Raw genomic sequence first — 20645 nt, forward strand, 5'->3', positions numbered from 1 at the left:
GCCAACAGAAGGACTATGCCATGAGTGCAAAGGGCACTAATCACGACCTGGGCGCCCGCATCGAATCGGTGCAGGCCAGAACCATCAGCATTCCGCTGGATCACCCCACATCGTTCTCTACCAGAAAGGTTCTGGCGCGCGATTACGCGGTGCTGAAGGTGCGCACGGCCGATGGCACCGAAGGCATCGGCTTCTGCTACGCCGGCAGCCACGGCGGCAGCCTGGTGGCGCATGCCGTGCGCGATCTGTTCCGCTCGCAGCTCGTCGGCCAGAACGCGCTGCGCGTCGAGGGGCTATGGAGCGATCTGTACCAGGGCTCGCTGCTGCACGGGCGGGCCGGGTCTGTCATGCGGGCGCTGTCGATCATCGACATTGCCCTGTGGGATCGCAACGCCCGCGCCGCCGGCCTGCCCCTCAGCCAATACCTGGGCGGCGACCAGATCGACTCCGTGGATGCCTATGCCAGCGGCGGCTACTACCTGGACGGCAAGACCGACCAGATGCTGGGCGACGAGCTGGCGGGCTACGTCGCGCAGGGGTTCAAGGCGGTCAAGATGAAGGTTGGGCGCCTCGGCCCCAAGGAAGAAGAACGCCGCATCCGCACCGCGCGCGAGGCCATCGGGGACGACATCCTGCTCATGCTGGACGCCAACAATGCCTGGAAAGACCTGCCTACGGCGCTGGAATACATGAAGCGCTACGCCCCCAGCAAGCCTTATTTCATAGAAGAGCCCTTCAGCCCCGACGACATCAACAACCATGCCGCACTGGCTCGCAGCACGCCCATCCCCGTGGCCACGGGTGAAATCGAGGCGGGCCGCTGGCGCCACCAGGAACTGCTGGAAAAACGCGCGGCGATGATGCTGCAGACCGACGCCGCCGTCTGCGGCGGCATTTCGGAATGGCGCCGCATCGCGGCAATGGCCGCGGGCTTTGGCGCCAGCATGTACCCGCACTGGTTCCACGACCTGCACGTGCATTTGGTGGCGGCCACCCCGAACGCCACCTATGTTGAATTCTTCCCCGACGACCAGGTGCTCAATTTCCGCCGCCTGGTCGACACCCAGCTCGAATTCACCGGCGGGCGCCTGCAGGTTCCCAGCCGGCCCGGCCTGGGATTCAGCTTCGATGCGGCGGCACTCGAGCGTTATGCGCTCGACGATTGGGCATAAAGACCGGAGACATCCATGAGCACAGACAAAAAAGGCGGTATTTATTCACCCGTGGTGACGCCGTTCGGGGCCGATCTTGCCCCCGATGGCCAGCGGCTGGTGCGGCATTGCCGCTGGCTGCTGGGCCAAGGCGTCGGCCTGGCCGTATTCGGCACCAATTCCGAGGCCAACTCCATGTCGGCCCAGGAAAAAATGGGCCTGATGGACGACCTGGTCAAGGCCGGCATCGCGCCGGGCCGGATGATGCCGGGCACGGGCTGCTGCGCCCTGACCGACACGGTCGAACTGACGCGCCACGCTCTGGCCCACGACATCCATGACGTGCTGATGCTGCCGCCCTTCTACTACAAAGGCGTCTCGGACGATGGGCTCTTTGCCTCGTATTCCGAAGTGATCCAGCGCGTCGGCGACGCCAGTCTGCGCATTTACCTGTATCACATTCCTCCGGTATCGCAGGTGCCCCTCAGCATTCCCCTGATACAGCGCCTGCTGGATGCTTATCCCCGCGTCATCGCCGGCATCAAAGACAGCTCGGGAGACTGGAGCAACACGCAGGCCATGCTGCAAAGCGTGCAGTCGCCCGATTTCAACGTGTACGCCGGCAGCGAGTCCTTCCTGCTGGATACGCTGCGCGGCGGCGGCGCCGGATGCATTACCGCGACCGGGAACGTGAACCCCGCGGCGATCGTGCACCTGTACGAAACCTGGCAAAACGAAGACGCCGACCGGCAGCAGGCTGCATTGAACGCGGTGCGGCAGGCCTTCCAGCAATTTTCCATGATCCCCGCCCTCAAGGCGGCCGTCGCAAGCTATGGCGATGATCCCGATTGGTTCCGGGTGCGCCCGCCGCTGCTGGCGCTGGGCGATGCCCAGGCAAAGAAACTGATTACCGACCTGGACAAGCTGGGGTTCTCCATGCCCGGCTTGAATCAAAAAGCCGGGCATATCGGCTAGCTTCGCGCCGAACCAGCCGAGCGACGGCTGGTTCGGCGCAACCCTGGCGTGCAAACCCCAGGCACAGACGGGCACGCGGATGATGCAGCGATAAAAGACCCGAACACGCAGAGCTTGTATTCAACCAAAACGTTCAACTCATCACGGAGACAAACCCTATGAGGCTGTCATTTACACAGAGTGTCGCTACAACGTCTATCGTCGCGCTTGCCATGGGCCTGGCCTGCACATCCTCGGCCGAAGAGCTGACTGGGACACTCAAGAAAATCAAGGAGACGAACTCGATAACCATAGGCCATCGCGCCTCGTCCATGCCGATCTCTTACATGGACGACCAGCATCATCCGCTCGGGTACGCCGTAGACGTATGCAAGCTGGTGGTCAAGGATCTGAAGAAAAAGCTGAACCTGCCCAATCTACAAGTGAACTGGCAGATGACCACCGCCGCCAACCGCATTCCCCTGCTGCGCAACGGCGCCACCGACCTGCAATGCGGCAGCGGCACCATCACCGAATCGCGCCGCAAGGTGGTTTCCTTCGGCCCGCCCTATTACATTGCGGGCATCACCGCCATCGTCAAGAAAAGCTCGGGGATCAAGACACTGTCTGATCTGCGCGGCAAAAGCATAGCCGTAACCGGCGGCACGACCGCGGTGCCCGTGGTTACCGCCTACACCGATAAAAACAAGCTCGGCTACCAGTTGGTGAAAACCAAGGAAAACGGCCAGTCCTTCCTGCTCGTGCAAAGCGACCGGGTCGCCGCCTACATGAACAACGACATTATCCTGTATGGCGCGCGGGCTACCACGGCGGCGCACCCCGAAGACTACGACATTCTTTCGGAAACCATCGACGTCGAGCCGTTTGCCATGATCTTCCGCAAGGACGACCCGCAATTCAAGAAGTTCATCGACGATTCGGTCGTAGGCGTCTTCAAGAGCGGCGAAATGAAGAAGCTGTACGACAAGTGGTTCCTGGCGCCGATTCCGCCCAACAAGGTCAACCTGAACGTGCCCCTCGGGAAACAGCTGGCACAACAATTCAAGGATCCGGTGGTCGACTGGGTAGTGAAATAAGCCGGCGCTTGCATGCGAGGCAATACCGGGCCGGCACGAAACCCCGTATCGCCTCATAGGCCAGGTATCGCTTGCGCCAGAACCCCTGGGCCGGCAACGGCCCAGCCATCGGCCCCATTTACTTCGCTCCGCCCGCACGCAATGCGCGGCCGATCCGGCCATGCGCGCTGCGCGGATCCGGCTTCGGGCGCATAAAGACAGCGTAGAGACATGAACATCATCGAGATCAACAATATCAGCAAGTGGTACGGCAAATATCAGGTATTGAACGACTGCTCGGTTCGCGTCGCCAAAGGCGAGGTGGTGGTAGTGTGCGGGCCGTCCGGTTCGGGCAAATCGACGTTGATCAAGACCGTCAACGGGCTGGAGTCGTTCCAGCAAGGCGACATCGTGGTCGACGGCACCCATCTGAACGACGCCATCGATTTCCCGAAACTGCGCACCCGCGTGGGCATGGTCTTCCAGAAATTCGAGCTCTTTCCCCATCTGACCGCCACCGAAAACATCACGCTGGGCCCGATCAAGGCCTTGTCGCGGGACAAGGCCGCGGCGCGCGAGAAGGCGCACGCCTTGCTGCGGCGCGTCGGCCTGCTGGAGCACAAGGACAAATACCCGGCGCAGCTGTCCGGCGGCCAGCAGCAGCGGGTCGCGATTGCCCGGGCGCTTGCGATGGATCCGATCGCGATACTGTTCGACGAGCCGACATCGGCGCTCGACCCGGAAATGGTCACCGAAGTGCTGGACGTCATGACCGATCTTGCCAACGAGGGCATGACGATGATAGTCGTGACCCACGAAATGGGGTTCGCCAGGCGGGTTGCCGACCGGGTGATTTTCATCGACGGCGGCAGCATCGTCGAAGACTGCCCCAAGGAAGAGTTTTTCGACAACTCGGAACGCAGGCCCGACCGGGTCAAGTATTTTCTCTCGAAGATCCTGTCGCATTGACGGCAGGCCCGCATTTCGATTCGACGGCGCACCTTATGGCAGGTGACGGAAAGAGAGCGACATGAATGTACTTTTCGATATATCTGTAGACCCCGATTTTCCGTGGTGGCAATACCTGCTGAACGGCTTGGGCATAAGCCTGGCCCTGGTAGCCTGCGCCTTCGTCATCGCCATTCTGGTGGGGTCTGTAGTCGGCGTGATGCGCACCACCCGCAACCCGTGGATGCGGCGGTTCAGCATCTACTATGTTTTCGTATTCAGGAACATCCCGCTGCTGGTGCAGTTCTTCCTGTGGTTCTACGTCGTTCCCGGCCTGTCCGAATCCATAAAGCACCTGGTGCTTGCCGTGGGCCCCGACGTCAGCCAGTTCGCGGCGGCCGTCTTGTGCCTGGGCATATATACCTCGGCCCGAATCGCCGAAGACGTCCGTAGCGGCATAGAAGCCATAGAAGGCGGACAGCGCCAGGCGGCCTACGCGGTGGGCCTGCGGGAATTCGGCGTGTACCGGCACGTGCTGCTGCCGGTCGCGTACCGGATCATCATCCCGCAGCTGACTTCCGAGGCCACCAGCCTGGTGAAAAATTCGTCGGTCGCCTATTCAATCGGCCTGGCGGAACTGTTTTCCCGCACATTGACCATGGGCGAGCTGACTTTTCGCTACACGACAGCCTTTCTCGCATCCGCGGTCGGCTACGTGTCCGTCACGCTGGTATTGACGGCGCTGATGATCTTGCTTGAAAGAAGATTCCGCCTGCTTTCGTCCCTGTCGGGTGGAGCGCACTCATGACTGCATCGCTCTGGACACAAATTACCACGTACACGCCCTTTCTATGGGCCGGGCTGGAATACAGCATCCGCCTGACGGTGGTGGCCGCGATCGGGGGGCTGATCCTGGGCGGGATTCTTGCCGTGCTGCGCATACTCGGATGGCGGGCGGCGGCGTATTTCGTTTCTTTTTATGTGAACGTTACCCGGGCCGTGCCGCTGCTGCTGGTCATATTCACGGTGTACATACTGACGCCCATCGCCATAAAAGGGATTTTCGGCCTGCCCTACCCGCCCAAGATCAGCGCGGCGGACAGCGCATATTTCACCTTTGCGCTATTCGAGGCAGCGTACTACTGCGAAATCATACGCTCGGGCATCAACGGGGTATCGAGCAACCAGATGAATGCCGCCGAGGCGATAGGCCTGACGAAGCTGCAGGCCATGCGGTATGTCGTGCTGCCGCAGGCCTTGCGCATTGCGATCCCCATGATCGTCACGCAGATCATCATCCTGTTCCAGGACGCGTCGCTGGTTTCGCTATTGAACGTCATCGATTTCGTCGGCGCGGCAAACATTATTGCGGAACGCGATGGCCTGCTGGTCGAGATGTACTCGATTGTCGCCGTTGTATATTTGATAATATGTGGCGCCCTGAGCCTGGCCGTGGGCAAGCTGAACAGGAAATTTGCCATCGCGAAATAGAAGAACCGGCTCTCGGCGCCCTATGGCCGCCCCGGGCCACGGAAGCCAAGCACGGCGGCGATTCTTCGCTAGAGGATATATTGACGAACACTACTCAAGCCGACGGATACGACGAGGCGGCCGACCAGGGGGCGACGGTCGAGCAAATTGTCGATGCCCTGGAAGAGGACATCGTGCTCGGCTATCTCAACCCGCGCGAACGGCTGACCGAAGACAATCTGCGCGAGCGCTTCTCGGCAACGCGCCATGCCGTGCGGCAGGCATTGATGGTTCTCGAAAAGCGCTGCCTGATCGAGCGCCGCAAGAATTTCGGTGCGGCGGTAAAGTCATATACGCGCAAGGAAGTCATCGACTTGTACTCGGTGCGCGAAACCCTGGAAATCAGCGGCGCACAACAAATCCCCTTCCCCGTGCCGAGTTCGGAACTGCAAAAACTCATCGATGTGCAGGAACGTCACGATCAGGCCGCGCGAACCGGAAACATGCGTGCGGCCTTCAAGGCCAATATCGCCTTTCATCAAGCCTTGTTCAATCTGACGGGCAACAATATTCTCGCCACCGTCATAGAAGACTTCGCCCGCCGGGCCCACGTGATCCGCTTCATCTCCATGGCCAATCCGGATCTGCTCGAGAAGGCTCGCCGAGACCACTGGAAGATCATCCGGGCAATCGAGCGCCAAGATCGCGAGGAGCTGGTGCTGGTGTGCCGCGACCACCTGTTGCCATCACGCGATACTTACCTTGCGCAATTCCGCCATCGCGACGAGCCATGACCGCCAAAATCAAGCTGCTGCAAATCGGACAGTTCCCGGAAGACGCCCAGAATCTGATCAAAGCCCAATTCAACTGCATTCTTCCCGCGCAGCTGGATCAAAATCCCCAACTGCGCACAGACATACGCGGCATCGTCACCCGCAGCAATTATCGTATTCCGGAAGACACCGTCCGATCGCTGCCGAACCTGGGCATCATCGCGACCTGCGGCGTGGGCTACGACGGCATCCCCGTCAAGCTCGCGCACGCGCGCGACGTGGTCGTCACCAATACGCCCGACGTGCTCAATAGCGCCGTCGCGGAATTGACCGTGGGGCTGATTCTCGCGCTGCTGCGCCGTTTGCCTGCCGCGCACCACTACGTGCACGCGAACCGGTGGCCCGAGGGCCCCTTCCCCCTGGGGGAAAGCCTGGCGGGCAAGCACGTGGGGATCGTGGGATACGGGCGCATAGGCAAAAGCATAGCCGAGCGGCTTTCAGTGTTCGGCGCGCATCTGGCCTACCATGGCCGCAGGCGCCAGCCAGTGGACATGGCCTACCAGCCAGACTTGACGGCGCTCGCCCGCGACAGCGACATCCTGGTGCTCGCGGCGCCCGGCGGACAGGCCACGACCCACATGATAAACGCGCAGGTGCTGTCCGCGCTGGGCGCGGCCGGCTACCTGGTGAACATTGCCCGCGGCTCGCTGGTCAACGAGACAGACCTGGTAAATGCCTTGTCCAGCGGCGCCATTGCCGGCGCGGCACTCGACGTTCATGCGGCCGAACCGCACGTAAACCAAGAGCTGTTGAAACTGGACAACGTGATACTGACGCCGCACATGGGCAGCGCCACGCACCAGACCAGAATGGCCATGGCGGAACTCACGCTGTCCAATTTACGCCGGTTTTTCGAAGGCAAGCCGGTGCTGACGCCGGTTTCTTCTTAGCACAGGCGCGCCAGCAGCGCGACCAGCTGCCCCTGCCGGGCCGTTCCCGTCTTGCGAAACAGGCTGGCCAGCTGCGAACGCAAGGTCGTGATGCGCACGGCGCGCTGCTCGGCGGCTTCCTGCAGCGAACAGCCGGTCAGCAACAGCATGGCCAGCTCGGCTTCTTTGGCGCTCAGGTCGAACAAGTTCTGCAGGCGGGCCTGCGCATCGCAGGCCCCGTCTATGCCCATGGTGCGTATGACAATGGACGCGGCATATTGGGCGTTGAGGCCATATTCCATGGCATCCATCAATGGATAGACCGACAGCACCAGGGCCGGGCCGCGCTCGGTGTGCAATACCAGCTCGCCCGTGGGAAGCCGCGCCTGGCCCGGCGCGGCGCAGGCCCGGGATATCAAATCGTCCAGCACATTGCCGTCCCGGCTGTCGCGGACGTCGAGCCGCTTCTGGACGACCAGAACCGGCATCGCTGCTGTGGAAAACAGCCGGTCGGCGGTGGCGTTCATGTGCAGCACGTGCCGCTGGCGGTTGACGATCAGGTGCGCGATGTGCATCTGGTCGAACGCCGAGGAGTGCGCGTCGAGCCGGAGCCTGGCCAGGTGCTGCCGGATGCGGACGGCATGCTGCAGCACGGGCTGCAGCGAGGCCATGGTGTCGATATCGTGCCCGTTGAAGTCGGTTTGTCCCGTGCCCCGGTTGAGCGTGAAAATCGTATTGACGCCCTGCTGGTCGAACACTTTCAGCAGCAACACCCCCTGCATGTCCTGTGGCGCGAACCACTCGTTATAGATGACGGATCGGAGAAAATCCGGCTTGTCCAGGACGGACTGGTCGGTATATACGCTGCATCGCGGGTTCTGCGCGGGGCCCGCCTGCAGCGGGTCGAAGCGCATCAGATCGTTCCAGTACAGATCCGAATAATATTGATCGCAGTCTCCGTGGATGCGGTCAAAACGCCCGTCCTGCTTGATCAGCAGCGATGCCGCCTTGCAATCGAACGCCTGGCGGATGCTTTCGCAGGCCCGGGCCCACTGGCCCGTGTCGTGCGCGGCCTCGTAAATTAAAGCGGACAGGCCGGCAAGCGAGTCCGAAGAAAGCGTGCTCATGCGCGTTGAACGGCAGCGCGCGCCATACACATGACAAATCGAAGGATGCAGCCATCCCTGTTTGCTCGCATGCGGATCCCCTTGCGATTGCTTGTATTGCCGGTACACCCCTGCCCGGCAAGCACTTTTTATTGAGCCGAGTCTACCAAAGAATGGCAGGCAATAGCTCATTCAAATGAATGAATCGCTGTTGCGCTGCACATGATAGATTTTCGGGGTTCACAGGCCGGCCGATGGCCGAGACACCCCGCCTCCCTGCAAGCGGCACGGGGCAAAGCAAAATGGCGGCCCGCCACGCAAACAGCCCGGTAACGACTACGCCATGACCAGAACCATCCAGCAGCGGCCGCCGCGCCGAGCCAAGCGGCCACGCGGCGCCACGACGACAGCAGCCGTACCGGCCAGACTGTGGGCCTGCGTGCTGGCCTGCGGCATCGCCGGCGCCATGCCGGCACCGGCGCAAAGCGCGTCGGCAGGCTTCGATTGCACCAAGGCCACACGCCAGATCGACAAGGCGATCTGCGGCTGGGACACGGTGGCCGCACTCGACGGCCGGATGACGGCAGCCTACAAGACGGCGCTCGCCGCGCAGCACGGCGAGGCCGCCGTTGCCGCGGCCAGGCAAAGCCAAAGGGAATGGCTGGCCCGGCGCGACCGCCGCTGCGCACTGAACAAGGTCACCCCCAGGGAAGGCAGCGAAGAAGGGCTCAGCCCCCGGCAATTCGGCCAGCTGATGTGCCTGCAGACCGCCTATCCGGCACGCATCGCCCAGCTCATGGACATCGCCGCCGCCCCCCTGGTGCCGCGCAAGGTCGAAACCGTGCCTGTCGAACCATTGCAGGCGGCCTACCCCGACGACTGGAGCCAGGCCGGCTATCAGGCCCAGTTTTCGCCCGACAAGACGCTGATGGCGCTGGGCGTCGAGGACGGTGCCGGCTACATCAAGCAAGTCTGGCTCTACCAGCCGGCCAGCGGGCGCCTGGTTGCCGCCTCCCCCCGCACGCATGTCAGCCGGCCGGCACAACGTGGGGACATTTCCGATCTGAATACCTGGATCTGGGGACGCGATGGCCGCCTGTACATTCAAGCCAAACACCCCCTCGGCCCAGGCAGCCTGTTCGCCGCCGATATGCAGGGCTATGCCGAACTACGCGACCCGCCACCGGACGTCGCCAGACATCTAGCAAACCTGGATGCCGCGCGCTCGCGGGCTCCCGCCCCCGGTACGCCGCCCCAGGAAAAACAGCCGCCCGGCTTCGACGACGACAGCTACGACGAACAGCAAGGCGGCAATTTCACCGCCTGGGCGCAGAACAAGGGGCATGGCTCCTTCGACCTGATGGCGGCGGGCGCGGGCGACACGGCGCCGCGCCTCATCGCCTCGGGCGGCTGGGAACTCAGGGCCTTCTTGTTCGACCCGAGCGGCACGCGCCTGTTCTACAACGGCACAGACGGGCTGGTCGTCACCGACCCCGCCACCGGCACGACGCGCCGCCTTCAGGGCACGCGCGGCACTACGTCCGAAGTGCGGCCGATCAATATGTCTGCGGACGGCGCGATCCTGGTCTACTCCGCCAGCGGCGGCTGCACGCGCGATGCCGCCCACGAAATCGACCTCGACGCGGACGATGACGACGGCAAGCGAGTATGCGTGGCCTATCTGCCCGCCGTGGCCGGCGCAGCCGCCACGGCCCCGGCACTTGCCGCGCCCGCGGCGGAAGAAGGCTCCGCCCACGCCGACCGCTGGCTGGGGAAATGGCAAGGCAGCGGCGAAGGGGCTCTTAGGGCCGACATCCACCGCGATACCGCCAAACCCGGCCATCTGGCCGTCGACCTTTATACCTCGGCGCCGGGCTGCTCGGGCGCGGTCACGCTTTACGGCCAGCCGCAGGGCGCCAAACTGCAAGGCACCAGCCACGACCCCGACCAGCCTGCCGCGCCGGCCTGCACCATCGAATTTTCGCTCGACCACGCAGGCGCGCTGAAATCCGAGGTGGCCGGCCCCTGCTCTTACTACCATGGCGCCAGCTGCGGCTTTGACGGCAGCATGACTCGATCCAAGTAAGGCCCCATCGAGCCGCAACGGCACGGCCAGGGTTTCGTGCCGGGCCAGGGCTATGACAGGGTCGCCCCGCGGATAAGCACAGGCGCCGCCGCCCGGGCGCTCGTCAGCAGCAAGAGCCGCCCGGTTCCCGGCACCGGCACCAGGCAGCCCCTGCCCGGCAGGTAGGCCACCGGCTTGAACTCGCGCCCCTCCAGCCGCGACAGAACCGTATGCGCAAGATAGAAGGTTCGGTAGGCCGGCGCGCACGATGCCGGCGCAAGCATTGCTCTCGGGCGAGGCGGCCTGGGCAAACGCAGGATTCCTGGCAAATACTCGGGGGTTTTCCATAGTCCTCTTGGCTACCGGGCGGGCGCATCGCAGCCTTGGTTTTCGTTCTATACGCCTCAGGGCAAAAGGGCCTATTTTATAGGCCGCGTTTTTACCTCCGCCGATTCCCCGCCGGCTTTTCGACATGGCCAGCATCGACGCTCACGCCACGCTCTCTCGCCCAGACGATCGCGGCGCCGCGCTTGTGTATGCCTATCTTGTCGTAGATGCGCGATATGTGATTGCGTATGGTGTTGCTGGAAATGGAGAGCTCGGCGGCGATGTCACTGTCGCCCAGCCCCTTGCACATCAAGCTCAGCACCTCGTATTCGCGCTGAGTCAGATCGGTCAGTTCCGCAGCCAGGGTGCCGGCGCCATTGCGTTTGCGCACCTGAGCGAGCTTTTCGATGAAAGCCCTGCTGAACCACGAGGCATCGCTCATCACGCTTTCCAGCGCCGCGATCAGGTCGCCATCGGCGTGCCGCTGCTCGGTAAGATCCTGCAAGGCGGCCAGGATGCAGCGCTGGCCGTGGATAGAAATGGTTTCGGCGGAAGCCAGGCAATGCCGCAGGGTCGCATCGTGGTGCCGGACATCGACCTCGAGATTCTTCGCGTAGCCCAGGGTCTTGATGGTGGCAATCAGGCGCTCGTGCTGCAGCCTGCTGAAGAAACCCGTCTCGACGGCCGTGCGGGTCACGACATCGGCCGCGCTATAGCCGAACGTGTCGCTGAAGGCAGTATTGACGTCGACCAGGCCGATTACAGGCTGGGTAGCGATGAACATCGGCACCGGCGCGAGCCTGAACGTCTTGTAGAAGCATTCGTCCCATTCCGACGATGCTTGCCCATGCGCGCCGCGCGTCGAGGCACGGGAATCGCCCTGCGCCGCGCGACTGCGCGAGTCCGCTGCGCGCTCGCGGCGAAAACCGACATCGCGCATGACCAGTACCACGTGATACCCCTGTTTGTCGGCGGGCTTGGAAACCACGCGGGCATTGATTTCCATCCATTTATACCCGCCGGGCTTGGTGCGCATCCGCACCACGGTGGGCGACCGGTCGTAGCCGTCGCGCATCAACGCCTCGTGGGCCATCGCCACCGCGGGCAGGTCTTCGGGATGAACGAAAACATCGGGCCCCTTGCCCACCATCTCTTCAAGGCGCCAACCAAGCAGTTGTTCACACGAAGGCGAGGTGTAGCTCATGACAAGGCTCGAATCCACCTCGCATATCATGTCGAAGGCGTGTTCGGCCAGGAAGCGGAAATCAGGCTCATCCATATGATGAGGGCCGGTTATGGGTCGTATTTATTCTCCGTCCCAATATATCAGCTCTCGGCACGGGGATAGCCTGGCGTCCATTACCAAGCCCGACAGTTGTTACTATTGTTGTCCGGACGGGGGCGCGCCGGCTGGCGCCACTAAGGACTATTCGTGAAAAGTCACGAACTCTTCCAGAGCCATGCGTTCGGTGCGAAACTGGTTGGCGGCGCAGCCCGGATCTTCATAGCCCAGCGACATGCCGCACACCAAGGTCTGATCCGCATCGATGTTCAACAAGCGCTTGACGATGTCGGGGTAATTGGCCAAGGCCGCCTGAGGGCAGGTGTCCAGGCCGAAGCCGCGCGCGGCGACCATGATGTTCTGCAGGAACATGCCGTAGTCGAGCCAGCTACCTTGTTGCAAGTCGTTGTCGATGGTAAAGATGAGCACCACGGGCGCATCGAAGAACAGGAAGTTGCGCCCGTGCTGGCGCGACATGGCCTCGCGGTCGCCTTTTTGAATGCCCAGCGCCCCGTAAAGCCCCCAGCCGCAGGCGCGGCGCCGTTCCAGATAGGGGCTGCGCCAGGCTACCGGGTAGTATTCATATTCGCGCGCCGCAGCCGTGCCGCGCTGGTGGGCGGCATGCAGCGCGGCGGCCAGCTCGTCACGCTTGACCCCGGTGACGGCATGTACCTTCCAGGGCTGGATATTGCTGCCGCTGGGCGCGGTGGCGGCAATGGCCAGAATGCGCCGCAGCAGTTGCGCGTCCACGGGGCGGGGCAGGAACCCCCGCACACTCTTGCGCGAGGCAACAGCCTGCGCCACGGCCTCTGCGCCACACGAGGCAGCGGATATATCGTCGGAACCAGTGAAACTCATGCTGCGACCATCCTGTTGCAGTTCGACGCCCGCCAGCTGCGCGGCGGGCATTGCGGCCGAGGCCTTACGCGGGTACCGTGGCCTTGATCGAGGGGCGCTCGCTCATTTCCTTGAACCAGGCCGTGAGCACCGGGCGGCCTTCGCGCCAGCCATAGTCGGCAAAGCGGAAATCCAGGTAGCCCAGGGCGCAGGCCAGGGTCAGGGTGCCGATGTCTATGGCCTGCGCGCGGGCGCCGGCCATGGCGGTCTCGAAATGATCCAGAGCGCATTTGATCTTGTCCATCTGGCCGTCGACCCAAGCGTCCCAGCGAAACTCCGACGGGCGCAAGGCTCGTTCATAGCGCGACAGCAGCGCGGCATCGAGTATGCCGTCGGCCAGCGACTGTTCCGTCAATGCCAGCCAGCGCAGCGAGCCCTCGCGGGGAACCAGATCGCCTCCGCCCAGCTCGTTCAGGTACTCGCACACCACGCGGCTGTCGTACAGCACCTGGCCCTCGTCGGTGAAGAACGTGGGCACCTGCCCGAGGGGGTTGGACGAAACAATCGCCCGGTCGCGATTCACCGGCCCGGCCGCACTGGGCAACTTCTCGATACGGGACTCCAGCCCCAGCTCGTGGGCGACGACCATGCATTTGCGTACGAAAGGGGAAGCCGGAGAAAAATGGATCTTCATTACTTGTCCTGGGTCAGATTGAAGGAATGGCGGCGCAAGCACTGGGGGCCGCCGGACGGCCACGACGGCCGGCCCGGCTTGCGCGTCAGGCCGAACCGAGCCGAACCGGATCGGATGCAACTCATGACCGATTGTATGCGCTACCTGAATGTCCGGGGCCGCATGGACATCGTCGACGGATTCGCGCGGCGCCCCCGCGAGCCAGCCGCCTCAAGCAAAAAGCCGCTTGAAATCCTCGGGAATCGCAGCGCCCTTCAGGCCGCCCTCTTCCCGCGGCACGGCCCAGGCGCGCAGCTCGTGGCCGGTGGCAACCAGCCTCTCGCCGCAATGCACCGTGTAAGCAATGCGCATGCGCCGTTCGGCCCACTCCTGGAATTCGGCCCGTATGGTGATGACGTCGTCGTAGCTGACCGGCGAGCGAAACACCGCGCCCACGTCGACCAGCGGCGTCACCGCACCATAGCGCGACCGCACCTCGCGCTGGCTCAGCCCCTTGCTGCGCAGCATGCCCTGGAACGTGCAGTCGAACCAGTAGAAATAATTCGGATAAAAGACGATGCCCGCCTCGTCGCAGTCGCCCCACTCTATGGTCAATTCGCGCTCGAACCGCATGATGGGCCGCCTCCTCACAAATACTTTAAGTGTCAATTAATTCATGATAGCCGCTGCGCGGGATTCGCGCCAGGCCGGCCCGGGCTTTACAGGCGCCGGCATTTCCGTCGGCCGCTCTTGTTGCATTCAGACACTATTTACCCGTCGGCATCGCTATCGGCCGCGAGCCGCCGAGTTCAAAAAAAATGGCTGCAATTAGCGGTCATCATCGAGCAGAATCTGCTTATTTCAGCCATCTTTCTGTCAAATATTCCTATTGCACTGCACACAGACAGTCCTCTACCATCGCTGGCATCCTGTTTCGCGGACAGCCGCCATGTCCCTACACCTATCCTCAGCCTCGCTCGAACCCATGCGTGCCATCATGCCCGACCCGCCGGTGCCGCAGCCGGAGTCCCGACCCGGGCTTCAGCCTATGGCCGCCGGTGCCGGCCCTCGGCAAGCCTGGACGATCGACGCCATTCTGCAGCTGTACGAATTGCCTTTGCTGGATTTGCTGCACCGCGCACAACAAGTGCACCGCGCGCACCACGATCCGCATGCCATACAGCTATCGACGCTGCTGTCGGTCAAGACCGGCGGCTGCCCCGAAGACTGCGCCTACTGCCCGCAGTCGGCCCGCTACGAGACCCCCGTGCAGGCGCAGGCGCTGATGCCCCTGCAAGACGTGCTGGCCGCTGCCCGCCAGGCCCGTGCCGCGGGCGCGCAGCGCTTTTGCATGGGAGCGGCCTGGCGCTCGCCCACGGCGCGGCAGATCGAACACATCGCCGCGATGGTGTCCGGAGTCAAGGCCCTGGGCATGGAAACCTGCGTGACACTGGGCATGCTCAAACCGGGCCAGGCCGACGCGCTGAAGACGGCCGGGCTGGACTACTACAACCACAACCTGGACACGGCGCCCGAATTCTATGACCGGATCATCAGCACGCGCAGCTACCAGGACAGGCTGGATACACTGGAACGCGTCCGCGACGCCGGGCTCAAAGTATGCTGCGGCGGCATCGTGGGCATGGGCGAGTCGCGCGCCATGCGCGCCGGCCTGATCGCCCAGCTCGCCAGCCTGGATCCGCCGCCCGAATCCGTGCCGATCAACCGGCTGGTCAAGGTACCGGGCACGCCGCTCGACGATGCCCCCGAGCTGGATCCGCTGGAATTCGTACGCACCATAGCCGTGGCGCGCATCACCATGCCGGCCGCCGTGGTGCGCCTGTCGGCCGGGCGCGAGGATCTGGACGAATCCAGCCAGATTTTGTGCTTCATGGCCGGGGCCAATTCGATTTTCTACGGCGACAAATTGCTGACCACGGCCAACCCCGGGCAAGACCGCGACCGGACGCTATTGCAGCGCCTGGGCATGCATCCGATACCTTCCACTCCGCACTCACCATCATGTATACCCTGATTGTCAGCGTCAGCTGCAGCGTCGCCGTATCGATTCTGTTGAAGATCGCCCGCCAGCAGCGCATCGAGATAGACCAGGCGATCGCCGTCAATTACCTGCTGGCCGCGGCCCTGTGCCTGGCCGTACTGCGGCCCGACCCCACCTCGCTGCTGCGGCCCGACACCCCCTGGTGGATACTGGCGGTGCTGGGCGTGCTGCTGCCGGGTATTTTCCTGGCCATGGCGGCCGCGGTACGCCACGCCGGCATCGTGCTCAGCGACGCGGCGCAGCGCCTGTCGCTGCTGATCCCGCTGCTGGCCTCGTTCGTGATCTTCGGCGAGGCCGCCTCCACGGGCAAGCTGGCCGGCATCGCCGTGGCCCTGGCGGCGCTGGTATGCCTGCTGCTGCGCCCGCGCCGCCAGGCTTCCGCGCCGGACGAACTGGGGAAATCGGCGGCGCTGCTGCTGTGCGTGTGGGCAGGCTACGGCTGCATCGACGTGCTGTTCAAGCAATTGGCCAAGAGCGGCGCCGACTTCACCAGCAGCCTGTTCAGCGCCTTTGCGCTGGCGGCGGTGCTGATGTTCCTGTACCTGACCCTGCGGCGCTGCGCGTGGAGCCTGCGCAACGTGGTGGCGGGGCTGGTGCTGGGCCTGCTGAATTTCAGCAATATCTATTTCTACATCCGCGCCCACCAGGTGTATCCGCACAACCCCACGCTGGTGTTCTCCGCCATGAACATAGGCGTGATCTCGCTGGGCGCGGTGGTGGGCGCCGGCTTCTTCAAGGAAAAACTGTCCTGGGTGAACGCGCTGGGCATCGCGCTGGCGATCGCCGCCATTGTGATACTGGTGCAGAACATGTGAGCGCCCGATAGGGAATGCCTGGGCCAAGCCGCCGCCTTGGCGGCCTGCGCATCCCAGACAAGCACGCAAGCACGAGGCCGCTAATACCTGGGCGGAACAGGATCGGGCGCGCCGGCCTGCGCATCAGCGCCCGGAGAGCGCCACTGGGCCAGGGCCGTGCGCGCACTGGACAGCAGCAAACCCAGATCGGACGCCAGCACCACATAATCGAATCCTTGCCGGGCAAATGCGCGGGCGGCATCTATGGTGCCGGCCAGCGTTCCAATAGGCGTACCCGACGCGGCACAACGTCCGGCGCAATCGGCAAGCACTTGCTGCACATCGGGGTGGCCGCCCTGGCCATACAGGCCCATCGACCCGGACAAATCCGTCGGGCCGATGAAAACCGCATCCACCCCCGGCACAGCGGCGATCTTTTCGATTTGATCCACGGCCTGCGGGGTTTCAATCTGCACGACAATGCCGATATTGTCGTTGGCGGCCCGGAAATGATTCTCGAGCGCACCGAAACGCGATGCGCGGCTCAAGCCGGCCATGCCCCGCTGGCCCTCGGGGGGGTAGCGCGTGGCCCGCACCGCGCGCTCGGCTTCTTCGGCGCTTTGCACGAAAGGGAACAGCAAGGTGGACGCGCCGGCGTCCAGGATGCGCTTCACGATCACCGTGTCGTTCCACGGAACCCTGACCACGGGCAGCATGGGCGTACACCCGATCGCTTGCAGCATGTGCGTGATCTCGGCGATTCCTATGGGGGAATGTTCCGCATCGACGATGGCCCACTCGAATCCGCTGCAACCGATGGCTTCGGCAACAAGAGGGCTGGCCGACATCAGGAACGTGCCCAGCGGCGGGCCGGCCTGCTTGTCGGCGAGACGTGCAACAAACGGATTCATGCTTTGCTCCTTCGATTCCAGGCGGGAAGCGGCGCATGCCGGAGCACGCGCACGGCCGCGGTTCCCGGTTACTGCTTCTCGATGCCGGCGCGCTTGGCCACTTGCGCCCATCGCTTCAAATCCGACGAGATGGCATGCGCGAATTCTTCCGAGGTGCTGCCGACAGGCTCGACACCCATGCTGGTGAAACGCTCGAGCGTTCCGGGCTTGTGCACCAGGGCGATGAGGGCGTCCTGAAGCTTGCGCACGATGGGGGCGGGCGTGCCCGCGGGCGCCACCACGCCGACCAGCGTGGCCACCTCCGTGCCCGGCAGGCCCACCTCCGCCACGGTAGGCACATCGGGGAAAGACGCCGCCCGCGTCTTGTTGGTGTATGCCAATGCACGCAGCATCTTGGCCTTGATCAGGCTGGTCACCGGCGGAATGTCCGCAATCGCCATGGTGACCTGCCCGCCGGCCAGGGCCGTGGTCGACTCGCCGCTGCTTTTGTACGGAATAGCCACGAATTTTGTGCCGGTCTTCTGCTTGAACAGCTCTGTGGCCAACTGGAACAGCGGCGAGCTGGTGGCATAAGTGACACTATCGGCGTGCGCCTTGGCGTAGGCCACCAAGTCTTTCACGGAATATATTTGCGAAGACGCATTGACCGTGATCAGCAAGGGCAAGCGGCCTATGATCGACACCGGCGCGAAGCTGGTTTCCGGCGCATAAGGCAGGCTCTTGCGCATGACGGGATTCATGACCAAGGGGCCCGACGGCGCCATCAGCAGCGTATAGCCGTCAGGCGCCGCCTTGGCCACCATTTCGGTGCCCATGATGCCGGCAACCCCGGGCTTGTTCTCTACGATCACGGGCTGGCCCAGGCTGGTGCTGAGGCCCTGCGCCGTAAAACGGGCCAGCACATCCGTGCCTCCGCCGGCGGCATAAGGAACAATGAGGCGTATCGGCTTCTCGGGATAATGATCCACGGGAGCCTTGGCGCCGGCCAGGCAGGGAAGGGCCGAAAGTGCCAGCACGGCAAGAGCGGTAAAAGATTTCATGGTTTGTCTCCTTGATTTTTTATGCTTGGTCGCGGACGCTACGTATTGGCAGCAGTGCTCGTCTCGACTTCCGCCGCATAACCCGGCTGCGTGGGCAAGGCCAGCGGTATTGCGCGCTTGCGCCATTGTTTGGCGGGCTTTCCTGTGCGCAAGGCCTCCAGCTCGCGCCAGAATATTCTCCGCAAGGTGATGACACCCAGATCCGACCTGCCCAGCAACTCTTTGCTGCGGTCGGCTATGACTCCTTGGCCACGCTGCGCGATGTAGTCCTGCGCCGAGATCAGGCCCGCCAGGAAATCCTCGGGGGGCGGCCCTTTGCGCTGGTGGAACAGTTCGTCGTAGTGATCCTGGGCGTTGTAAGTGCCGAACTTCTCGAAGTACTCATCGAAGCGGCGATTCGCCTCGGCGCTGCCCGGCGCCATCGCGTAGATGGTGAAACGGGTGCTGTGCTCGTCGTCTTCGGGCACCATCCAGATGCCGAAATCTATCCACGGGTCGCCCTTCTGCAAACCGGGCACCAGTACATGATTGTTGTTGGGAAAGGTCCAATCGCTCTTGCGGACGTTGTCCTTGGAACGTGTTGCCGTCTGTTCGATGCCCGCTTCGTTCTCGTCGTAGGACAAGTCGGGCATCGCGGTCGTGACGGCATTGCCGAACGGCCCGACCCGCAGCGCCTGGTGCACGAAACTCACGTGCACCGCGTCCAGGGAATTCTCGATCTGCTGGAACCAGTTCATATTCCAGGTTTCCCTGGTGACCTTGATGCGTACGCCGGGTACCTCGAATACGTCTTTGCGCGGCAATTCGAATTCGGGGGCCGCGCCTTCGCCCAGATAAGCAAAAATCAGCCCGCAGTATTCATGTACGGCGTACCCCGGAATTCGGCAATGGGGCGGGACGGCCTGTTCTTTCTCTGCGGGGCGTTGCGTGCACGCGCCCGTGCCGTCATATTGCCATCCGTGGTACATGCAGCGGATACGCTCTCCTTGCACCCAGCCCGTGTGCAAGACGGTTTGCCGATGGCGGCAGCGCCCGGCAACCATATAAGGCGTGCCGCTTTCTCCTCGGTAAAGCGTCAATTCTTCTCCGAATATCCGCACCGGAATCGCCTCGCCCGGCTCGACTTCGTCGGAAAGCGCCACCGGATGCCAGAACATCCGCAGCAGCCGTCCCATTTCCGTATCCCGGCCGGTTTGCGTCAATATTCTGAACTTCTCGAACCGATCCAGTGCTGGAGCGGGGCTGGGGGCAAGGTTCGCCATGGGTGTCTCCCTTAATGGATGTGTTGCATGATTCAAGCCGCCGGGCCTCAAAAGCCCACGTTGTCATGTCCTTTCAATTCGAGCATGGCGCGCGCCTGGGCCGGAGTCGCCACCTGCAGGCCCAGCTCTTCCAGAATGCGCCGGATCTTGCTGACCTGATCCGCATTGCTTTGCGCCAAGCGCCCCGGCCCTATCCATAAACTATCTTCGAGGCCGACGCGCACATTTCCGCCCATGACGGCGGACTGCACCGCGGTGAACATCTGGCTGCGGCCGGAGCCCAGAACCGACCAGAAATAATCTTTACCGAACAGGCGATCCGCGGTGCGTTTCATATGCATCACGTCTTCCGCATGTGCGCCGATGCCGCCGCGGATGCCGAATACGGACTGAATGAACAACGGCCCCTTGATCAGGCCCCGATCACGGAAATGAGCCGCCGTGTACAAATGCCCGATGTCGTAGCACTCGAACTCGAAACGGGTGTCGTTGCTGCTGCAGGACTCGAGAATATGGGCAATATCACGGAAGGTATTGCGGAATATGCGGTCGTCGCTTTCGGCCAGATACGGGCGTTCCCATTCGTACTTGAAGTCGTGGTATCGCCTCAGCATCTCGTAGAGTCCGAAGTTCATCGACCCCAGGTTCAGCGAAGCCACTTCGGGCGCCAGCGTCAGCGCCGGCTGCAGGCGTTCCTGAACCGACATGGTCGGCGCGCCGCCCGTCGTGATGTTGATGACGACATCCGAGGCCTGTTTGATGCGCGGCAGGAACCGCATGAATGCCGCGGGAGTCTGATCCGGCATGCCGTTGTCCGGATTGCGCGCATGCAGGTGCACGATGGCCGCGCCCGCCTCGGCGGCCGCAATGGCCGCCTGCGCGATTTCATCGGGCGTCACCGGCAGATGCGGTGACATGCTCGGCGTATGTATCGAGCCGGTGACGGCACAGGTGATGATGACGGGATGGGTATCGCTCATGCCAA

The 20645-nt window shown here is 63.1% G+C and carries 21 protein-coding genes; 11 read left to right on the top strand and 10 right to left on the bottom strand.

Features of this window, described 5'->3' with window-relative positions; genetic code table 11:
* The first annotated feature begins 20 nt into the window (after positions 1 to 20).
* The 8 genes from CEY11_RS08690 (at position 21) to CEY11_RS08725 (ending at position 7322) form a co-directional block, all read left to right on the top strand.
* Positions 21 to 1172 (top strand): mandelate racemase/muconate lactonizing enzyme family protein, encoded by a 1152-nt coding sequence (locus CEY11_RS08690; protein WP_088602980.1) that lies wholly within the window; start codon positions 21 to 23, stop codon positions 1170 to 1172.
* 15 nt (positions 1173 to 1187) lie between these two features.
* Positions 1188 to 2126 carry a dihydrodipicolinate synthase family protein gene (locus tag CEY11_RS08695; protein WP_088602981.1) on the top strand — a complete coding sequence of 313 codons (939 nt, stop codon included), beginning with the start codon at positions 1188 to 1190 and terminating at the stop codon, positions 2124 to 2126.
* Between the two features lie 158 nt (positions 2127 to 2284).
* On the top strand, positions 2285 to 3202 hold the full coding sequence (locus CEY11_RS08700; RefSeq protein WP_088602982.1) for an amino acid ABC transporter substrate-binding protein: 918 nt from the start codon (positions 2285 to 2287) through the stop codon (positions 3200 to 3202).
* 216 nt (positions 3203 to 3418) lie between these two features.
* The gene (locus tag CEY11_RS08705; RefSeq protein WP_088603228.1) at positions 3419 to 4150 is read left to right on the top strand and encodes an amino acid ABC transporter ATP-binding protein; all 732 of its coding nucleotides are present in this window, start codon (positions 3419 to 3421) and stop codon (positions 4148 to 4150) included.
* A 61-nt stretch (positions 4151 to 4211) separates the two neighbouring features.
* On the top strand, positions 4212 to 4937 hold the full coding sequence (locus tag CEY11_RS08710; protein ID WP_088602983.1) for an amino acid ABC transporter permease: 726 nt from the start codon (positions 4212 to 4214) through the stop codon (positions 4935 to 4937).
* Positions 4934 to 5620: an amino acid ABC transporter permease gene (locus tag CEY11_RS08715; protein ID WP_088602984.1), complete on the top strand. Its 687-nt coding sequence runs from the start codon at positions 4934 to 4936 to the stop codon at positions 5618 to 5620. The genes CEY11_RS08710 and CEY11_RS08715 overlap by 4 nt, the downstream gene beginning before the upstream one ends.
* Before the next feature lie 80 nt (positions 5621 to 5700).
* Positions 5701 to 6393, top strand: a complete 693-nt coding sequence (locus CEY11_RS08720; RefSeq protein WP_233154799.1) for a GntR family transcriptional regulator — start codon at positions 5701 to 5703, stop codon at positions 6391 to 6393.
* Positions 6390 to 7322: a 2-hydroxyacid dehydrogenase gene (locus CEY11_RS08725; RefSeq protein ID WP_088602986.1), complete on the top strand. Its 933-nt coding sequence runs from the start codon at positions 6390 to 6392 to the stop codon at positions 7320 to 7322. Before CEY11_RS08720 ends, CEY11_RS08725 begins: the two co-directional genes overlap by 4 nt.
* On the opposite strand, the gene CEY11_RS08730 is transcribed toward CEY11_RS08725, so the two are convergent.
* Positions 7319 to 8428 (bottom strand): helix-turn-helix transcriptional regulator, encoded by a 1110-nt coding sequence (locus CEY11_RS08730; protein WP_088602987.1) that lies wholly within the window; start codon positions 8426 to 8428, stop codon positions 7319 to 7321. The genes CEY11_RS08725 and CEY11_RS08730 overlap by 4 nt on opposite strands.
* A gap of 322 nt (positions 8429 to 8750) precedes the next feature.
* Here CEY11_RS08730 and CEY11_RS08735 point away from each other — a divergent pair, with 322 nt between their 5' ends.
* Positions 8751 to 10493, top strand: a complete 1743-nt coding sequence (locus tag CEY11_RS08735) for a lysozyme inhibitor LprI family protein (RefSeq protein WP_088602988.1) — start codon at positions 8751 to 8753, stop codon at positions 10491 to 10493.
* Between the two features lie 50 nt (positions 10494 to 10543).
* Here CEY11_RS08735 and CEY11_RS08740 read toward each other — a convergent pair whose 3' ends face one another.
* The 5 genes from CEY11_RS08740 to CEY11_RS08760 all read right to left on the bottom strand — a co-directional run bounded on the left by CEY11_RS08740 (position 10544) and on the right by CEY11_RS08760 (position 14224).
* Positions 10544 to 10756: a hypothetical protein gene (locus CEY11_RS08740; RefSeq protein WP_088602989.1), complete on the bottom strand. Its 213-nt coding sequence runs from the start codon at positions 10754 to 10756 to the stop codon at positions 10544 to 10546.
* Between the two features lie 155 nt (positions 10757 to 10911).
* Positions 10912 to 12078 (bottom strand): PAS domain S-box protein, encoded by a 1167-nt coding sequence (locus CEY11_RS08745; RefSeq protein WP_088602990.1) that lies wholly within the window; start codon positions 12076 to 12078, stop codon positions 10912 to 10914.
* Between the two features lie 147 nt (positions 12079 to 12225).
* Positions 12226 to 12939, bottom strand: a complete 714-nt coding sequence (locus tag CEY11_RS08750) for a nitroreductase (RefSeq protein WP_088603229.1) — start codon at positions 12937 to 12939, stop codon at positions 12226 to 12228.
* Between the two features lie 64 nt (positions 12940 to 13003).
* Entirely contained in the window at positions 13004 to 13612 is a 609-nt protein-coding gene (locus tag CEY11_RS08755; RefSeq protein WP_088602991.1) for a glutathione S-transferase, read from the bottom strand.
* A gap of 210 nt (positions 13613 to 13822) precedes the next feature.
* Positions 13823 to 14224: an acyl-CoA thioesterase gene (locus CEY11_RS08760; RefSeq protein WP_233154800.1), complete on the bottom strand. Its 402-nt coding sequence runs from the start codon at positions 14222 to 14224 to the stop codon at positions 13823 to 13825.
* A gap of 364 nt (positions 14225 to 14588) precedes the next feature.
* On the opposite strand from CEY11_RS08760, the gene bioB reads away from it, so the two are divergent.
* Together bioB and CEY11_RS08770 are read left to right on the top strand one after the other, a co-directional pair.
* A complete protein-coding gene (gene bioB / locus CEY11_RS08765; RefSeq protein ID WP_408608111.1) occupies positions 14589 to 15626 on the top strand; it encodes a biotin synthase BioB in 1038 nt (345 codons plus the stop codon).
* Positions 15614 to 16468: an EamA family transporter gene (locus CEY11_RS08770; RefSeq protein WP_088602993.1), complete on the top strand. Its 855-nt coding sequence runs from the start codon at positions 15614 to 15616 to the stop codon at positions 16466 to 16468. Before bioB ends, CEY11_RS08770 begins: the two co-directional genes overlap by 13 nt.
* Positions 16469 to 16548: 80 nt before the next feature.
* Here CEY11_RS08770 and CEY11_RS08775 read toward each other — a convergent pair whose 3' ends face one another.
* From CEY11_RS08775 to CEY11_RS08790, 4 genes are all read right to left on the bottom strand, one after another.
* The gene (locus CEY11_RS08775) at positions 16549 to 17358 is read right to left on the bottom strand and encodes an HpcH/HpaI aldolase family protein (RefSeq protein WP_088602994.1); all 810 of its coding nucleotides are present in this window, start codon (positions 17356 to 17358) and stop codon (positions 16549 to 16551) included.
* A 68-nt stretch (positions 17359 to 17426) separates the two neighbouring features.
* Positions 17427 to 18398 (bottom strand): Bug family tripartite tricarboxylate transporter substrate binding protein, encoded by a 972-nt coding sequence (locus CEY11_RS08780; RefSeq protein WP_158215240.1) that lies wholly within the window; start codon positions 18396 to 18398, stop codon positions 17427 to 17429.
* Positions 18399 to 18436: 38 nt separating this feature from the next.
* On the bottom strand, positions 18437 to 19660 hold the full coding sequence (locus tag CEY11_RS08785; RefSeq protein ID WP_233154801.1) for a Rieske 2Fe-2S domain-containing protein: 1224 nt from the start codon (positions 19658 to 19660) through the stop codon (positions 18437 to 18439).
* A 47-nt stretch (positions 19661 to 19707) separates the two neighbouring features.
* Positions 19708 to 20640, bottom strand: coding sequence for a BKACE family enzyme (locus CEY11_RS08790; RefSeq protein ID WP_088602997.1), 933 nt, complete (start codon positions 20638 to 20640; stop codon positions 19708 to 19710).
* Positions 20641 to 20645: the final 5 nt, after the last annotated feature.

This window comes from Candidimonas nitroreducens (assembly GCF_002209565.1).
Lineage (GTDB): Bacteria > Pseudomonadota > Gammaproteobacteria > Burkholderiales > Burkholderiaceae_B > Candidimonas > Candidimonas nitroreducens.

Coding starts and splice junctions, on each gene's coding strand:
- CEY11_RS08755 (WP_088602991.1), bottom strand. CDS start 13,612: ATGAAGATCCATTTTTCTCCGGCTTCCCCTTTCGTACGCAAATGCATG.
- CEY11_RS08740 (WP_088602989.1), bottom strand. CDS start 10,756: ATGCTTGCGCCGGCATCGTGCGCGCCGGCCTACCGAACCTTCTATCTT.
- CEY11_RS08775 (WP_088602994.1), bottom strand. CDS start 17,358: ATGAATCCGTTTGTTGCACGTCTCGCCGACAAGCAGGCCGGCCCGCCG.
- bioB (WP_408608111.1), top strand. CDS start 14,589: ATGCCCGACCCGCCGGTGCCGCAGCCGGAGTCCCGACCCGGGCTTCAG.
- CEY11_RS08770 (WP_088602993.1), top strand. CDS start 15,614: ATGTATACCCTGATTGTCAGCGTCAGCTGCAGCGTCGCCGTATCGATT.
- CEY11_RS08715 (WP_088602984.1), top strand. CDS start 4,934: ATGACTGCATCGCTCTGGACACAAATTACCACGTACACGCCCTTTCTA.
- CEY11_RS08785 (WP_233154801.1), bottom strand. CDS start 19,660: ATGGCGAACCTTGCCCCCAGCCCCGCTCCAGCACTGGATCGGTTCGAG.
- CEY11_RS08750 (WP_088603229.1), bottom strand. CDS start 12,939: ATGAGTTTCACTGGTTCCGACGATATATCCGCTGCCTCGTGTGGCGCA.
- CEY11_RS08725 (WP_088602986.1), top strand. CDS start 6,390: ATGACCGCCAAAATCAAGCTGCTGCAAATCGGACAGTTCCCGGAAGAC.
- CEY11_RS08710 (WP_088602983.1), top strand. CDS start 4,212: ATGAATGTACTTTTCGATATATCTGTAGACCCCGATTTTCCGTGGTGG.
- CEY11_RS08745 (WP_088602990.1), bottom strand. CDS start 12,078: ATGGATGAGCCTGATTTCCGCTTCCTGGCCGAACACGCCTTCGACATG.
- CEY11_RS08735 (WP_088602988.1), top strand. CDS start 8,751: ATGACCAGAACCATCCAGCAGCGGCCGCCGCGCCGAGCCAAGCGGCCA.
- CEY11_RS08695 (WP_088602981.1), top strand. CDS start 1,188: ATGAGCACAGACAAAAAAGGCGGTATTTATTCACCCGTGGTGACGCCG.
- CEY11_RS08760 (WP_233154800.1), bottom strand. CDS start 14,224: ATGCGGTTCGAGCGCGAATTGACCATAGAGTGGGGCGACTGCGACGAG.
- CEY11_RS08730 (WP_088602987.1), bottom strand. CDS start 8,428: ATGAGCACGCTTTCTTCGGACTCGCTTGCCGGCCTGTCCGCTTTAATT.
- CEY11_RS08690 (WP_088602980.1), top strand. CDS start 21: ATGAGTGCAAAGGGCACTAATCACGACCTGGGCGCCCGCATCGAATCG.
- CEY11_RS08780 (WP_158215240.1), bottom strand. CDS start 18,398: ATGAAATCTTTTACCGCTCTTGCCGTGCTGGCACTTTCGGCCCTTCCC.
- CEY11_RS08700 (WP_088602982.1), top strand. CDS start 2,285: ATGAGGCTGTCATTTACACAGAGTGTCGCTACAACGTCTATCGTCGCG.
- CEY11_RS08790 (WP_088602997.1), bottom strand. CDS start 20,640: ATGAGCGATACCCATCCCGTCATCATCACCTGTGCCGTCACCGGCTCG.